The sequence below is a fragment of the Massilia haematophila genome, from assembly GCF_042647645.1.
In the GTDB taxonomy this organism is placed as follows: Bacteria; Pseudomonadota; Gammaproteobacteria; order Burkholderiales; family Burkholderiaceae_D; genus Telluria; species Telluria haematophila.
The window spans coordinates 1100576-1115274 of the sequence record NZ_JBHRVV010000001.1 but is presented as its reverse complement, the minus strand read 5'-3'; the positions used below and the strand labels follow the sequence as shown (position 1 = coordinate 1115274).

The window sequence follows — 14699 nt, the reverse complement described above, 5'->3', positions numbered from 1 at the left end:
CCATGAGCGGTCCACGATACCCCGGCTTCGATACGCTGTCGCTGCACGCCGGCGCGGCGCCCGATCCGGCCACCGGCGCGCGCGCCACGCCGATCCACTTCACCTCCTCGTTCGCCTTCCGCGATTCCGATCACGCCGCCTCGCTGTTCAACATGGAGCGCAGCGGCCACGTCTACTCGCGCATCTCGAACCCGACCAATGCCGTGCTCGAGGAGCGCATCGCCGCGCTCGAGGGCGGCGTGGCCGGCATCGCCACCGCCAGCGGCCAGGCCGCGATGCACCTGGGCCTGTCGACCATCGCCGGCGCCGGTTCCCACATCGTCGCCTCGCGCGCCCTGTACGGCGGCTCGCACAACCTGCTGGCCTACACCCTGAAGCGCTTCGGCATCGAGACCACCTTCGTCGACCCGCGCGACATCGACGCCTGGCGCGCCGCGATCCGCCCGACTACCAAGGTCCTGTTCGGCGAAACCCTCGGCAACCCGGGCCTGGATGTGCTCGACATCCCGCGCATCGGCGCGCTCGCGCACGAGCACGACCTGCCGCTGATGGTCGACGCGACCTTCACCACGCCCTGGCTGCTGCGCCCCTTCGACCACGGCGCCGACCTGGTCTTCCACTCGGCCACCAAGTTCCTGTGCGGGCACGGCACCGCGATCGGCGGCCTGCTGGTCGACGGCGGCACCTTCGACTGGCAGGCCGCCCACGCGCGCAGCGGCCGCTTTGCCGAGCTGTGCGAACCCTACGAGGGCTTCCACGGCATGGTGTTCGCCGAGGAGTCGACCGTCGGCGCCTTTGCCCTGCGCGCCCGGCGCGAAGGGCTGCGCGACTTCGGCGCCGTCATGAGCCCGCATAACGCCTTCGCCATCCTGCAAGGCATCGAGACGCTCGGCCTGCGCATGGAGCGCCACGTGGCCAACACCCGCCGCGTGATCGACTTCCTGCTGACGCATCCGGCGGTCGAGTCGGTGTCCTACCCCGAGCTCGACAGCCACCCGGACCAGGCGCTGGCCAGGAGCCTGCTGCCGAAAGGCTGCGGCGCGGTGTTCACCTTCACGCTCAAGGGCGACCGGGCGGCCGGCCGTCGCTTCGTCGACGGCCTGAAAGTGTTCTCGCACCTGGCCAACGTCGGCGACGCCAAGTCGCTGGTGATCCACCCGGCCTCGACCACCCACTTCCGGGTGCCGCCCGAGCAGCTGGCGGCAAGCGGCATAGGCGAAGGCACGATGCGCCTGTCGGTCGGCCTGGAAGACCCGGACGACCTGATCGAAGACCTGGCGCGCGGCCTGAAGCTGGCGCAGAAGGGAGCTTGAGCATGATCTTCAACGTCAACGAACGCGCCGCCTACGCCTACACCGGCGGCAAGGCTTTCGATGCGGCGCTGCCGACCGTCGTCTTCATCCACGGCGCCCAGAACGACCATTCGGTGTGGGGCCTGCAATCGCGCTGGTTCGCCCACCACGGCTACGGGGTGCTGGCGGTCGACCTGCCCGGCCACGGCCGCAGCGCCGGTCCCGCGCTGGCCAGCGTCGAGCAAATGGCCGACTGGCTGCTGGCCCTGCTCGATACGGCCGGCGTGCAGCGCGCGCTGCTGGCCGGCCACAGCATGGGCTCGCTGGTCGCGCTCGAAGCCAGCCAGCGCGCGCCCGGGCGCGTGCGCGGCCTCGCCATGCTCGGCACCACGTATCCGATGAAAGTCTCGGACGCCCTGCTCGCCACCTCGCGCGACGACGAGCAGGCGGCGATCGACATGGTCAACATCTGGTCGCACTCGACCATCGCGGCAAAGCCGTCGAGCCCGGGGCCGGGCTTTTCCGTCATGGGCGGCGCGCGCCGCCTGATGCAGCGCATGTCGGCGCTCAATCCCGAGCAATTGTTCCACACCGATTTCGCGGCCTGCAATGCCTACGCCAACGGCGAAGCGGCGGCGCGCGCCCTCGCCTGCCCGGCGCTGTTCGTCTTCGGCGGCAAGGACGCGATGACCCCGCCGCGCTCGACCAAGCTCCTGACCGGCGCGGTTGCACGGGGCAAGGTGGTGACCGTCGACGCCGGCCACTCCTTGATGAGCGAGCAGCCCGACGCCGTGCTCGACGCGCTGATCGCCTTTGCCGCCACGCTCAAGGCCGAGGAGACGCCGGCATGAAGGCGCGCTACACGGGTTTCGCCGAGTTCTATCCGTACTACCTGAGCCAGCACGCCGACCGCCGCTGCCGCCGCGCGCATTTCGTCGGCACCTCGCTGGCCCTGCTGGCCGTGCTGGCGGCGCTCCTGAGCGGCAACGCCTGGTGGGGCCTGGGCGCGCTGGTGCTGGGCTACGGCGGCGCCTGGATCGGGCATTTCCGCTACGAGAAGAACCGCCCGGCGACCTTCGACCAGCCCTGGCTGTCGTTCAAGGCGGACTGGGTGATGTACTGGCAGATGCTGACCGGGAAGCTGAGCTGGTAGGAAGGGACCGGCGGCGGGTCTTGTAGGGTTGGCACCCTGTGCCCACGCGTAACGAACGTGTCCATTCACCGAATGCCGCGACACGTCGCTCGCAAAACATCGCCCTGCCACGACCGATGGACGGTGGCTCGCGGCCGCGTCGCGAGCGATGCCTCGCCTCCCGTAGCCAGATCAGGCGTCCGTCACGCGTGGGCACGGGGTGCCCACCCTACGTTCACCGCCCCGTCCGCAATACCATCAACGACTCTCGAAATATTCCGCCAGCGACTGGTCCAGCCCCTGCGCCACGGCCACGTCCACATGCCGCGCCAGCCCCGCCGTGTCGAGCGCGAGCGGCGAGCCGATCTCCGGCGCCGCCGCCGCGCTCAGACCGGCGCCCGCGCCCGTGCCGCCGAACACGAACAGGCGATACACGTCGGCGACCTTCAGCTTGTCCGGGTCGGCCAGCAGCACCCAGTCGTCGCTCCCGGCGCGCACGGACGAGCCCCATTGGGTGTGGCTCGGCACCTCGGCCTGGACCCGCCCGACCCAGCCGGCCGCCACCATCTGCTCGAGCAGCAAGCTCAGTTCGTCGTAGCCGATGCGGGTATGGGCCCGGAGCGCCGCGCTCGACACCAGGCTTGACCCGGTCGCGTGGGCGTTCGCGTGCAGCACCTTGAGCACCGCCATTGCGTCGACGAAGGCGCCGCCCGGCCCCGGCACGTGCCACCAACGCTCGTACTTCACCACCGGCAGCGCCGCGGCGACCACCGCGCCGACCAGGGTGATCAGCCAGGACAGGTAGATCCAGACCAGGAACAGCGGCAGCGCCGCCAACGCGCCGTAGATGATGGCGTAGGCCGGGAACTGGCGGATGAAGAGCGCGAACAGGCGTTTCGCCAGTTCGAAGGCGATTGCCGCCGCCAGTGCGCCCCACAGGGCGTCGCGCCAGTTCACGTGGCGGTTCGGCACCGCCACGTAGAGTAGCGTGTAGGCCCCGGTCGTGAGCGCCAGCGAGGCCAGGGTGGAAAACAGGGCCGCGAACAGCGTCCCGACAAACGGCACCGCCCTGGCGATCCCGCCGGTCGCCGTGAACAGCTGCGAGGTGACGGTCAGCGACAGGCCGAACAGCAGCGGCCCGAGGGTGATCAGGGCCCAGTAGATCAGCATGCGCTGCACCAGCGGACGCGGGCGGCGCACGCGCCAGATCTGGTTGAACACCCGCTCGATCATGCCCATCATCGCCGTGGAGGTGAGCAGCAGCGCGATCGCGCCGAGCGCCGACAGGCCCGTGGCCTTGCTGGCGAACTGGGTCAGGTTCGAGATGATCGTGTTCGAGATCGCCTTGGGCATCAGGGACTGGGCGAAATACGTTTCCAGGGCCGTGCGGAGCTGACCGAAAATCGGAAACGTGGTAAAAATCGCCAGTATGATCGTCAGCAGCGGCACCAGTGCCAGCGTGGTCGTGAAGGTGAGGCTGCCTGCCACCTGCGGCAGGCTTTCCTCGCGCAAGCGGCGGCGCGCGAAACGCACCAGATCGCGGGCCTCGTACAGCGTCAGGCCGCGGATGCGCTCGGCACCGACGCTGAACATGTCGCTGGTGGAACGCGAAATCGAGTGTACCGTTTTGGAAAGCATATTCTCGTTGTTGAATCGACGATGAACCGGCAGCGACCAACCAACCATCGACTGGGGACATGTCATTTGAGCAAAGCACCCTATAATACCAACGATGAACCCGACCACTCTGACTATTCTCGTTTTGTACTATTCGCGCCATGGTGCCACCCGCAAACTTGCCGAGCTCATCGCCCAGGGGGTCGAAAGCGTCCCCGGGGTTGAAGCGCGCCTGCGCACCGTGCCCGCGGTATCGACGGTGTCGGAGGCGGTCGAGCCGGATATCCCGCGCGCCGGCGCCCCCTATGTCGAGCTGCAGGACCTGGCCGACTGCGCCGGCCTGGCCCTGGGTTCGCCCACCCGCTTCGGCAACATGGCGGCGGCCATGAAGTATTTCCTCGACGGCACCGCAACCGACTGGCTGGCCGGCACCCTGTCCGGCAAGCCGGCGGTCGTGTTCGCCTCCACCGGCAGCCTGCACGGCGGCCAGGAAGCGACCCTGCTGTCGATGATGATCCCGCTGCTGCACCACGGCATGCTGGTGATGGGCCTGCCCTACACCCATCCGGAACTGATGAACACGGCCAGCGGCGGCAGCCCCTACGGCGCCACCCACTGGGCCGGGATCGACGGCGACAAGCCGGTCACGGAAGACGAGAAACGCCTGGCCATCGCGCTCGGGCGCCGCCTGGCCGAAGCCGCCGCCAGGTTGCAACTTCCGTTGCAAACACAACCGCACGGACCACGCTGATGCAAACCCCGAAGATCTTTCACATCGGCGCCATCGCCAGCCTGATCCTCCTGATCGGCTGGCTGGTGGCATGGGAAATCTGGGTCGCCCCGCTGCATCCCGGCGGCTCGCTGCTGGCGCTCAAGGCCCTGCCGCTGCTGGTGCCGCTGCGCGGCGTCATCAAGCGCGACCTCTACACGCTGCAATGGTCGTCGATGGTGATCCTGGTCTATTTCGCCGAGGGCGCGGTCCGGGCCTGGAGCGACGAACTGGAAGCCTCGCGCATCATGGCGATCGGCGAGATCGTGCTGGTCTGCGTCTACTTCGCCTGCGCCCTGCTCTACCTGCGCCCCTACAAGAAAGCCGCCCAGAAGCTGGCCAAGGAGTTGCTCGACAAGGTGAAAGTGCCGCATGGCTGAGGATTTCCTCGCGCGCTGCCGCGCCATCGTCGGCGCCCCGCGCGTGCTGATCGACGACGCCGACATGGCGCCCTACCTGACCGACTGGCGCGGCCGCTTCACCGGCCGCGCGCGCGCCGTGCTGCTCCCAGGCGACACCGCCGAGGTCGCACGGCTGGTGCAGGCCTGCGCCGACGCCCGCGTCCCGATCGTGCCCCAGGGCGGGCGCACCGGCCTGGTGCTGGGCAGCGTGCCCGACGCCAGCGGCGCCGCGGTCGTCCTCTCGCTGCGGCGCATGAACCGCATCCTCGAAGTCGACACCGTGAACCGCACCATCACCGTCCAGGCCGGCTGCATCCTGCAGCAGATCCAGGAAGCGGCCTTCGAGGCCGGCCTGCTGTTCCCGCTGTCGCTGGCCGCCGAGGGCAGCTGCACCATCGGCGGCAACCTGTCGACGAATGCCGGCGGCACCGCGGTTCTGCGTTACGGAAATACCCGCGAACTTTGCCTGGGCCTGGAAGTGGTCACACCACAAGGGCGGGTCTGGGACGGCCTGCGCGGCCTGCGCAAGGACAACACCGGTTACGCCCTGCGCGAGCTGTTCGTCGGCGCCGAAGGCACGCTCGGCATCATCACCGCCGCCGTGCTGAAACTCCATCCGCAGCCGAAGGCGGCGGTCACGGCCCTGGTCGCCGTCGAGTCGCCGGAAACGGCGCTCGGCCTGCTGTCGCTGATGCAGGACGTGTGCGGCTCGAGCCTGACGGCCTTCGAGCTGATGTCGCAATTCTGCCTGCGCCTGGTCGCCGAGCATTTCCCGCACCTGCCGCGCCCCTTTGCCCAGGCCCACGCCCAGTATGCGCTGCTGGAAGTGTCGAGCAGCGAGTCCGAGGCCCATGGCCTGGCCCTGCTGGAGTCGGCGATCGAGGCCGCCCTCGAAGGGGGCCTGGCCATCGACGCCGTGGTCGCCACCTCGCACGCCCAGTCGGGCGGGCTGTGGCAGCTGCGCGAGCACATCCCGCTGGCCCAGGCCGCCGCCGGCAAGAACATCAAGCACGACGTCTCGCTGCCGATTTCGCGCATCGCCGACTTCATCGGCGCCACCGACGCCAAGCTGGCGCAGAGCTTCCCTGGCTGCCAGGTGGTCTGTTTCGGCCACCTGGGCGACGGCAACCTGCACTACAACGTCGCCCCGCCGCCGGGCGGCTCGCACGACGCCTTCCTGGCCAACCAGGATGCGATCAACCGCATCGTGCACGACAACGTGGCCGCCTTCGAAGGCTCGATCTCGGCCGAACACGGCATCGGCGCACTCAAGCGCGAGGAACTGAAGCGCTACAAGGACGACGTTGAACTGGACATGATGCGTGCCATCAAAGGCGCCCTCGACCCGCTCGGCATTATGAACCCTGGCAAAATTCTTTGAGACCAGGAGAGCATCGATGGTGAAATGGATGGCAGCAATCGCCGCCTGCGTGATGGCGCAAAGCGTGCCCGCTGGAACGATCCACAAGTGCACGATCAACGGCAAGGTCAGCTACGGCGACCAGCCCTGCGCCGCGGGCACGGGCGTGGAATTGGCCATACAGGCGGCGCCGCCGCCCGACAAGCTGGCCACAGAGAAATTGGCGGCGGACAAGCTGCGCCTCGCATCGCTGGAAAAGGACCGCGCCGCGGCGGACGTGCGCGATGAGCGCGAACGCCAGCGCGCGGCGAAAGCGGCCGGCGCCCTGCGCCAGAAATGCGAGCGCCTGCGGCTGAAACAAAAATGGTCTGAAGAAGACCTGCGCAAGCTGCGCGGCGACGCCCTGGCAAACGCGCGCCTGAAGGCAGGGCGGCAGGCGGAGGCGCTGGCGGTGGAATGTCCGGCCTGAATTCCCTCTCTCCCGTCCTGTCGCGCTGGCTGCTGGTCGGCGAATGGCGCGCGCACCCGGTGCGCGCCCTGCTGGCCATCGCGGCGATCGCGGTCGGGGTCGCGATGGGTTTCGCGATCCACCTGATCAACGCCGCCGCCTTCAACGAATTCTCGGCCGCCATCAAGAGCCTGTCCGGCCAGGCCGACATTCAGGTCGCCGGCCGCGAGGCGCTGTTCGACGAAGCCATCTACCCGCGCCTGGCCCAGTACGAAGGCGTGGCCCTGGCCTCGCCGGTGCTCGAGCTCCAGGCCGCCGTGCCAGCGGCCAGGGGCGCGCTGCGCATCGTCGGCATCGATCCGCTGCGCGCCGGCTACATCGCCCCCGACCTGCTCGGCGTGCCGGCCGAGGGCCGCGGCGCCGACATACTAGCCGACGACACCATTTTTCTTTCGCCCGCCGCCGAGAGCTGGCTGGGCCTGCGCGCGGGCAGCACGCTCACGCTGCGCGCCGGCACCCGCGACTTCACCCTGCGCGTCGCCGGTCCCGTGCAGCGCGCCCGTCCGGGCCAGCGCATCGGCGTGATGGACATCGGCGCCGCCCAGTGGCGCTTCGGCCAGCTCGGCAAGCTGTCGCGGGTCGACCTGAAGTTGCGCGACGGCGTCAACCGCGCCGAATTCGAGCAACGCCTGGCGCGGGACCTGGAACGCGACTTTCCGGGGCGCTTTCGCATCGGGCAGCCGAACGACAGCGAACAGGAAAGCCGCAACAACAACCTGAGCCGCGCCTACCGCGTCAACCTGACCGTGCTGGCCCTGGTCGCCCTGTTCACCGGCGCCTTCCTGGTGTTCTCGACCCAGGCGCTGTCGGTGATGCGCCGGCGCAGCCAGTTCGCGCTGCTGCGCGTGCTCGGCGTCGAGCGCCGCCAGCTGCTGCGCCAGGTGCTGGTCGAGGGCGCGAGCCTGGGCGTGATCGGGGCCCTGCTGGGCGTCGCCGCCGGCTACCTGCTGGCGGCGCTGGCGCTGCGCTTCTTCGGCGGCGACCTCGGCGCCGGCTACTTCCCGGGCATCAAGCCGCAGGTCGTGTTCACCCCGGTCGCCGCCTTTGTCTTCTTCGCCCTGGGCCTGGGCGTGGCCCTGCTCGGCTGCCTGGCGCCGGCCATCGAGGCGGCACGCGCCAGGCCGGCGGTCGCGCTCAAGTCCGGCAACGACGAGGCGGCCTTGTCGACGCTGGCGCGGGTCTGGCCCTCGCTGGTCTGCCTGCTTCTTGCGGCCGCCTTCGCCTTTGCGCCGCCCGTGTTCGAGCTGCCGCTGTTCGGCTATTTCGCGATCGCCCTGCTGCTGATCGGCGGCATCGGCCTGATGCCGCGCCTGGCCGCGACCACCTTCCGCCTCCTGAGCGGTCCGCTGCTGCGCCGGCCGCATCCGCCGCCGGTGCTGGCCCTGACGCTCTCGCGCCTGGCGAATGCCCCCGGCCAGGCCTCGATCGCGCTGGGCGGCGTGCTGGCCAGCTTCAGCCTGATGGTGGCGATGGGGATCATGGTGGCCAGCTTCCGGGTCTCGGTCGACGACTGGATGCGCCACATCCTGCCGGCCGACCTGTACGTGCGCACGGCCTCGGGCGGCACCACCGGCTCGCTCGGGCCGCAGGAGCAGCGGGCGATCGCCGCGACCCCGGGCGTGGGCCAGGTGCAGTTCCTGCGCACCCGGCCGGTCTCGCTGGCCGCCGACCGCCCCGACGTGGTCCTGATCGCGCGCGACATCGATGCCGCCGATCCGGGCCGTTTGCTGTTCCTGGTCGGCGAATCGCGTCCCGTGCCGCCAAACGCCCGCCCGGCCTGGGTGTCGGAGGCGATGCTCGACCTGTACGGCGCGCGCGTCGGCGCCAACATCACGCTGCCGCTGGGCGGCAAACCCGTTCCCTTCTTCGTCGCCGGGGTCTGGCGCGACTACGCCAACCAGTCCGGCTCGGTCGTGATCCGCCTGCCCGACTACCGCGCGCTCACCGGCGAAACCGCGGTCACCGACGCGGCCATCTATAGCGGCGGCGAAGAGCAGACGGACCGCATCGAGCGCGCCCTGCGCCAGCTGCCGTTTGGTCCGGCGCTGCAGCTGGCCCGCCCCGGCGACATCCGCGCCGCCAGCCTGCAGATCTTCGACCGCAGCTTCGCCGTCACTTACCTGCTGGAGGCGATCGCCATCGTCATCGGCCTGTCGGGCGTGGCCGCCACCTTCTCGGCCCAGACCCTGGCGCGCGCGCGCGAATTCGGCATGCTGCGCCACGTCGGCGTCACGCGCCGCCAGGTGCTCGGCATCCTGGCCTGCGAAGGCGGCCTCTTGACCACCCTGGGCGTGGCCTGCGGCTTCGCGCTGGGCCTCGTCATCAGCCTGATTCTCGTCTTTGTCGTCAATCCGCAATCCTTCCACTGGACCATGCAGCTGCACCTGCCCTGGGGCCTGCTCGGCATCGTCGCCTCGGTCCTCGTCGCGGCCTCGGTCGCCACCGCGCTGGTGTCGGGCCGCTATGCCTTGTCCGGCGGTCCGGTGCGCGCAGTCAGGGAGGACTGGTAATGCGGGGAGGACTGGTAATGCGCATGCTTCTACTCTTGCTGCTGGCCTGCCAGTGTGCCTTCGCCGCCAAACCGGAGTTCGCGCCGGTGACGCCGGGACGAGCCATGCAGTTCCCCCTCGACTACGGCGCCCACCCGCAATTTCGCACCGAGTGGTGGTACGTGACCGGCTGGCTGCAGACCGAGGGCGGCAAGCCGCTCGGCTTCCAGGTCACCTTCTTTCGCAGCCGCACCGAGCACGACACCGCCAACCCGAGCGCCTTTGCCCCGCACCAGCTGGTGATCGGCCACGCCGCCCTGTCCGACCCGGCCGTCGGGCGCCTGGTGCACGACGAGCGCAGCGCGCGCGAAGGCTTCGGCCTGGCCTGGGCCAGGACCGGCGACACCGACCTGAAGCTGGACGACTGGCGCATGACGCGCATGGCGGATGGCCGCTACGCCGTGTCGGTCAAGTCCGGCGAAATGACCCTCGAACTCACCCTGACGCCTACCCAGCCGGTGCTGGTGCAGGGCGCAGGCGGCTACTCGCGCAAGGGACCGGCGGCGCGGCACGCGAGCTATTACTACAGCCATCCGCAGCTGCGCGTGACCGGAAAGGCAGGCGGCGCCGGCGCCGTCGGGGCGGTCACGGGCAGCGCCTGGCTCGACCACGAATGGTCGAGCGAGGCGCTGCAGCCCGACGCCAGCGGCTGGGACTGGGTCGGCGCCAACCTGGACGACGGCTCGGCGCTGATGGCTTTCCAGATAAGAGCCAAGGGAGGTGGTAAACTATGGGCGCACGCGACGGTGCGCGACCCCCAGGGCCGCGTTACCCGCTATGCGCCGGAGCAGGTGAATTTTTCCCCGACGGCGCGCTGGAAGTCGCCGCGCACGCATGCCGAATATCCGGTCGCGACCAGCATCACGACCGGGGCCACGCGCTGGCAGCTCGATCCCCTGCAGCAGGACCAGGAACTCGATTCGCGCCGTTCGACCGGGGCCGTCTACTGGGAGGGCGCGGTCAGCGTCGCGCGCGACGGCGTGCCGGCCGGCCGCGGCTACCTCGAGATGACCGGCTACGTGCGCGACATGAAACTATGAACACAGAGACAGAACAACAACAAGCACCACGATGAGCAAGCCTTCCCCCAGCAGCACCGCATCCACGAACCAGGCCGCCGCCCCGGCCAAGGGCAGCCTGGCCGCCTTCAAGGGCCTGTTGCCCTTCCTGCGTCCCTATCGCCGCCAGTTCGCCCTGGCCGGCATCGCCCTGCTGTTCGCGGCCGGCGCCACGCTCGCCATTCCCGCTGCCTTCAAGCAGATGATCGACCTCGGCTTCGGCGCGGCCGCCGGCGCGCACAGCATCCGCAACGTCGACGCCACCTTCCTGGCCCTGTTCGCGGTCGCCGCCGTGCTCGGGATCGCGACCGCGGCGCGCTTCTACATGGTGTCCTGGCTGGGCGAGCGCGTCACCGCCGACATCCGCAGCGCCGTCTACAGCCACGTCGTGCACCAGAGCCCCGAGTTCTTCGAGACCACCCAGACCGGCGAAGTGCTGTCGCGCCTGACCACCGACACCACCCTGATCCAGACCGTGGTCGGCACCAGCATCTCGCTCGCGCTGCGCAACACCCTGCTGTTCCTGGGCGGCCTGGTGATGCTGTTCGTGACCAGCGCCAAGCTGACCGCCATCATCCTTGGCCTGCTGGTCGCGGTGATCGTGCCGATCGTGCTGTTCGGGCGCCGCGTGCGCAAACTCTCGCGCGATTCGCAGGACCGCATCGCCGACGCCTCGGCCCTGGCCGGCGAGATCCTGAACGCCATGCCGACCGTTCAGGCGTATACCCACGAGAAGATAGAAGCGACGCGCTTCGGGACCTCGGTCGAAGGGGCGTTCGCGGCCGCCATGCAGCGCATCCGCGCGCGCGCCTTCCTCACCATGCTCGCCATCGTGCTGGTGTTCGGCACCATCGTCTTCGTGCTCTGGCTGGGCGCGCACGCGGTCCTGCAGGGCACCATGACAGGCGGCGACCTCGGCCAGTTCATCCTGTACGCTTCGATCGTGGCCGGCTCGATCGGCGCGCTGTCGGAAGTGATGGGCGAAGCCCAGCGCGCCGCCGGCGCCACCGAACGCCTGCTCGAACTGCTGGCGGCCAGGTCCAGCATCCGCAACCCGGCCCATCCCCGTGCGCTGCCGGTGCGTAGCGGCGGCGGCGCCGCGCTCGCCCTGCGCGACCTGACCTTCGCCTACCCGTCGCGCCAGGACAGCGCCGCCCTGTCCCACGTCTCGCTCGACATCAAGCCCGGCGAAACGGTCGCCGTGGTCGGCCCCTCGGGCGCCGGCAAGACCACCCTGTTCCAGCTGCTGCTGCGCTACTACGACCCGCAGGCCGGCGCCATCCTGCTCGACGGCGTCGACATCCGCGACCTCGACCTGCACGTGCTGCGCGGCGCAATCGGCATCGTCCCCCAGGACACCGTGATCTTCTCCGCCGACGCGATGGAAAACATCCGCTACGGCCGCCCCGAGGCCAGCGACGAGGAAGTGATCAAGGCGGCAAAGATGGCCGCCGCCCACGAGTTCATCGAGCGCCTGCCCCAGGGCTACCGCTCCTTCCTCGGCGAGCGCGGCGTGCGCCTGTCGGGCGGCCAGCGCCAGCGCATCGCGATCGCGCGCGCCCTGCTGAAGAATCCGCCGCTGCTGCTGCTGGACGAAGCCACCAGTGCGCTCGACGCCGAATCCGAGCGCCTGGTCCAGGGCGCGCTGGAAGCGGCGATGGTCGGGCGCACCACCGTCATCATCGCCCACCGGCTGGCCACCGTGCAGCGTGCCGACCGCATCGTCGTCATGGAGGACGGCCGCGTGGTCGAGACCGGCACCCACGCCTCGCTGGTGGCCCACGGCGGCATCTACGCCAAGCTGGCGGCCTTGCAGTTCCATCACGTACACGTTGAACATTGACTAATCATTGGCGGCGGATGCAACAGTTTGAGGTACCCATCGGCAACATTTGTTGTTACGAGGCATAACCGCGCGTTATGATGGACGGTCGAAGCGGCATTCCCTTTTACCGAACATGTTCAACAATAAACTGCATACCGCCCGCTGGAGCGTCGGCTCCAAGATCAGCGTGTTTTCCTTCGCCCTGGTTGGCGCCGTCCTCGCGGCGCTGGTCATGACGATTTCCCTCACCACCTCCTCGATCCTGGAAGACCGGGCCCGGCGCAGCCTGGACGGCGAGCTGCAGGGCGTCGTCAATACCATCGACCTGTTCAACAAGACGGTGTCGAACGAAGCCGTCAGTTTCGGCCGCATTTTCGCCTCGGAATTCACGGGCGGCTTCGAGCTCGACACCGCGGCCACGATCGACATCGGCGGCAAAGCCGTGCCCACCTTGAAGAACGGCGGCCGGGTCCTGAACCTGGACTTCGCCATCCCCGACCGCTTCACCAAGGCCACCGGCGGCAACGCCACCATCTTCGCGGCCAGCGGCGACGACTTCGTGCGCGTCAGTACTTCGGTGAAGAAGGAAAACGGCGAGCGCGCCGTCGGCACCCAGCTCGACCGCGCCAGCCCGGCCTATCCGGTCCTGCGCGAAGGACGCACCTACATCGGCCTGACCACCCTGTTCGGCAAGCAGTACATCACCCAGTACGAGCCAGTGCGCGACGCCGCCGGCAAGATCGTCGGCGCGCTCTACGTCGGCGTCGACATCAGCCGCGACATCGCCTTCCTGAAGGAGCGCATCCGCGCCATCAAGGTCGGCGAGACCGGCTACTTCTACATCCTGAACGCCGCTCCGGGCAAGAATTTCGGCGACTTCATCGTCCATCCGGCCCAGGAAGGCAAGAACCTGGCCGACAGCCGCTCGGCCGACGGCCGCCCCTTCATCCGCGAGATGCTCGAAACGAAGAACGGCAGCATCGCCTACGCCTGGCAGAACGAGGGCGAACAGGAGGCCCGCGAAAAGTTCGCCGTCTACACCTGGTTCAAGGACTGGAACTGGGTCATCGCCGGCGGCACCTACCGCGACGAAATCGTCGCCGAGGCCACCACCTTGCGTAACCGCTACATCCTGTTCGGCCTGGTGGCCCTGGTCGCCTTCGCCGCGGCCCTGTACGCCTTCGTGCAACGCGCCGTGACCCGTCCGCTGGCCGAGGCGCGCGACGCCGCCATGCGCATCGCCGAGGGCGACCTGACAGTGCGCGTGCCCAGCCGCGGCCAGGACGAGATCGGCCGCCTGCTCGATGCCATGAACGGCATCAGCAGCAAGCTCTCCTCGGTGGTCGGCAACGTGCGCGACGGCGCCGAGCAGATCGCCAACGCCTCACAGGAAATCTCGACCGGCAACCTCGACCTGTGCGCGCGCACCGAGCACCAGGCCTCGAACCTGGCCACCACCGCTTCCTCGATGGGCGAACTGACCGAGACCGTGCGCCAGAACGCCGAGCATGCGCGCCAGGCCAACGAACTCGCGCGCAGCGCGTCGAGCGTCGCGCACAAGGGCGGCAGCATGGTGGCCCAGGTGGTCGACACCATGGACGCGATCAACCAGGCCTCGCGCAAGATCGGTGACATCACCGGCGTGATCGACGGCATCGCCTTCCAGACCAACATCCTGGCGCTGAACGCGGCGGTCGAAGCGGCGCGCGCCGGCGAACAGGGCCGCGGTTTCGCGGTCGTCGCATCCGAAGTGCGCAACCTGGCCCAGCGCAGCGCTGCCGCCGCCAAGGAGATCAAGGGCCTGATCGCGGCCTCCAGCAGCGAGGTGCAAGCCGGCAGCAAGCTGGTGAGCGAAGCCGGCGCCACCATGGACGAGGTGCTCGCCAGCGTGGCCCGTGTCACCGACATCATGGCCGACATCAGCGCCGCCAGCATGGAGCAAAGCAGCGGCATCGAGCAGATCAACCGCGCGATGGGCGAGATGGACGAGTCGACCCAGCAGAACGCCGCCCTGGTCGAGGAAGCCAGCGCCGCCGCCCAGGCCATGCAGGACCAGGCCGCGCAACTGGCGCGCGCCGTGCGCTTGTTCAGGCTGGACGAGGTGGCCGGCGGCGCCCTGGCTGCGCCTGCAGGCCGTCCGGCACTGACCAACGAGTGATTCACGTAGGGTGGGCACTTGTGCCCACGC

General features: G+C 69.2%; 12 protein-coding genes. 11 read left to right on the top strand and 1 reads right to left on the bottom strand.

All coding sequences use genetic code 11. The annotated features are described in order from the left end of the window. Positions 1-2 precede the first annotated feature (2 nt). The 3 genes from ACFOPH_RS05070 to ACFOPH_RS05060 are packed head-to-tail and all read left to right on the top strand — an operon-like array spanning position 3 to position 2445. Complete coding sequence (locus ACFOPH_RS05070; protein ID WP_379733948.1) at positions 3-1313, top strand: O-acetylhomoserine aminocarboxypropyltransferase; 1311 nt, start codon at positions 3-5, stop codon at positions 1311-1313. A gap of 2 nt (positions 1314-1315) precedes the next feature. Beyond that, positions 1316-2143 (top strand): alpha/beta fold hydrolase, encoded by an 828-nt coding sequence (locus ACFOPH_RS05065; protein ID WP_379733946.1) that lies wholly within the window; start codon positions 1316-1318, stop codon positions 2141-2143. Next, the gene (locus ACFOPH_RS05060; RefSeq protein ID WP_379733944.1) at positions 2140-2445 is read left to right on the top strand and encodes an Mpo1-like protein; all 306 of its coding nucleotides are present in this window, start codon (positions 2140-2142) and stop codon (positions 2443-2445) included. Before ACFOPH_RS05065 ends, ACFOPH_RS05060 begins: the two co-directional genes overlap by 4 nt. Positions 2446-2682: 237 nt before the next feature. Here ACFOPH_RS05060 and ACFOPH_RS05055 read toward each other — a convergent pair whose 3' ends face one another. Beyond that, entirely contained in the window at positions 2683-4017 is a 1335-nt protein-coding gene (locus tag ACFOPH_RS05055; protein WP_379733942.1) for a YihY family inner membrane protein, read from the bottom strand. Positions 4018-4156: 139 nt separating this feature from the next. On the opposite strand from ACFOPH_RS05055, the gene wrbA reads away from it, so the two are divergent. The 8 genes from wrbA (at position 4157) to ACFOPH_RS05015 (ending at position 14669) form a co-directional block, all read left to right on the top strand. Further along, the gene (gene wrbA, locus ACFOPH_RS05050) at positions 4157-4792 is read left to right on the top strand and encodes an NAD(P)H:quinone oxidoreductase (RefSeq protein WP_312549857.1); all 636 of its coding nucleotides are present in this window, start codon (positions 4157-4159) and stop codon (positions 4790-4792) included. Beyond that, entirely contained in the window at positions 4792-5190 is a 399-nt protein-coding gene (locus ACFOPH_RS05045; RefSeq protein ID WP_312549856.1) for a DUF2069 domain-containing protein, read from the top strand. Before wrbA ends, ACFOPH_RS05045 begins: the two co-directional genes overlap by 1 nt. Further along, positions 5183-6592: an FAD-binding oxidoreductase gene (locus ACFOPH_RS05040; protein ID WP_379733940.1), complete on the top strand. Its 1410-nt coding sequence runs from the start codon at positions 5183-5185 to the stop codon at positions 6590-6592. Before ACFOPH_RS05045 ends, ACFOPH_RS05040 begins: the two co-directional genes overlap by 8 nt. Before the next feature lie 28 nt (positions 6593-6620). Next, a complete protein-coding gene (locus tag ACFOPH_RS05035) occupies positions 6621-7040 on the top strand; it encodes a DUF4124 domain-containing protein (protein ID WP_379733938.1) in 420 nt (139 codons plus the stop codon). Beyond that, positions 7028-9589, top strand: a complete 2562-nt coding sequence (locus ACFOPH_RS05030) for an FtsX-like permease family protein (protein ID WP_379733936.1) — start codon at positions 7028-7030, stop codon at positions 9587-9589. The genes ACFOPH_RS05035 and ACFOPH_RS05030 overlap by 13 nt, the downstream gene beginning before the upstream one ends. 17 nt (positions 9590-9606) lie before the next feature. After that, the gene (locus tag ACFOPH_RS05025; RefSeq protein WP_379733934.1) at positions 9607-10668 is read left to right on the top strand and encodes a lipocalin-like domain-containing protein; all 1062 of its coding nucleotides are present in this window, start codon (positions 9607-9609) and stop codon (positions 10666-10668) included. 31 nt (positions 10669-10699) lie between these two features. Next, complete coding sequence (locus ACFOPH_RS05020) at positions 10700-12529, top strand: ABC transporter transmembrane domain-containing protein (RefSeq protein WP_379733932.1); 1830 nt, start codon at positions 10700-10702, stop codon at positions 12527-12529. Between the two features lie 115 nt (positions 12530-12644). Further along, positions 12645-14669, top strand: a complete 2025-nt coding sequence (locus ACFOPH_RS05015; protein ID WP_379733930.1) for a methyl-accepting chemotaxis protein — start codon at positions 12645-12647, stop codon at positions 14667-14669. The last annotated feature ends 30 nt before the right edge of the window (positions 14670-14699 follow it).

What these genes read in the sequence shown, in the direction of transcription:
- ACFOPH_RS05070 (WP_379733948.1), top strand. Translation starts at nt 3, where the DNA reads ATGAGCGGTCCACGATACCCCGGCTTCGATACGCTGTCGCTGCACGCC.
- ACFOPH_RS05065 (WP_379733946.1), top strand. Translation starts at nt 1,316, where the DNA reads ATGATCTTCAACGTCAACGAACGCGCCGCCTACGCCTACACCGGCGGC.
- ACFOPH_RS05060 (WP_379733944.1), top strand. Translation starts at nt 2,140, where the DNA reads ATGAAGGCGCGCTACACGGGTTTCGCCGAGTTCTATCCGTACTACCTG.
- ACFOPH_RS05055 (WP_379733942.1), bottom strand. Translation starts at nt 4,017, where the DNA reads ATGTTCAGCGTCGGTGCCGAGCGCATCCGCGGCCTGACGCTGTACGAG.
- wrbA (WP_312549857.1), top strand. Translation starts at nt 4,157, where the DNA reads ATGAACCCGACCACTCTGACTATTCTCGTTTTGTACTATTCGCGCCAT.
- ACFOPH_RS05045 (WP_312549856.1), top strand. Translation starts at nt 4,792, where the DNA reads ATGCAAACCCCGAAGATCTTTCACATCGGCGCCATCGCCAGCCTGATC.
- ACFOPH_RS05040 (WP_379733940.1), top strand. Translation starts at nt 5,183, where the DNA reads ATGGCTGAGGATTTCCTCGCGCGCTGCCGCGCCATCGTCGGCGCCCCG.
- ACFOPH_RS05035 (WP_379733938.1), top strand. Translation starts at nt 6,621, where the DNA reads ATGGCAGCAATCGCCGCCTGCGTGATGGCGCAAAGCGTGCCCGCTGGA.
- ACFOPH_RS05030 (WP_379733936.1), top strand. Translation starts at nt 7,028, where the DNA reads ATGTCCGGCCTGAATTCCCTCTCTCCCGTCCTGTCGCGCTGGCTGCTG.
- ACFOPH_RS05025 (WP_379733934.1), top strand. Translation starts at nt 9,607, where the DNA reads ATGCGCATGCTTCTACTCTTGCTGCTGGCCTGCCAGTGTGCCTTCGCC.
- ACFOPH_RS05020 (WP_379733932.1), top strand. Translation starts at nt 10,700, where the DNA reads ATGAGCAAGCCTTCCCCCAGCAGCACCGCATCCACGAACCAGGCCGCC.
- ACFOPH_RS05015 (WP_379733930.1), top strand. Translation starts at nt 12,645, where the DNA reads ATGTTCAACAATAAACTGCATACCGCCCGCTGGAGCGTCGGCTCCAAG.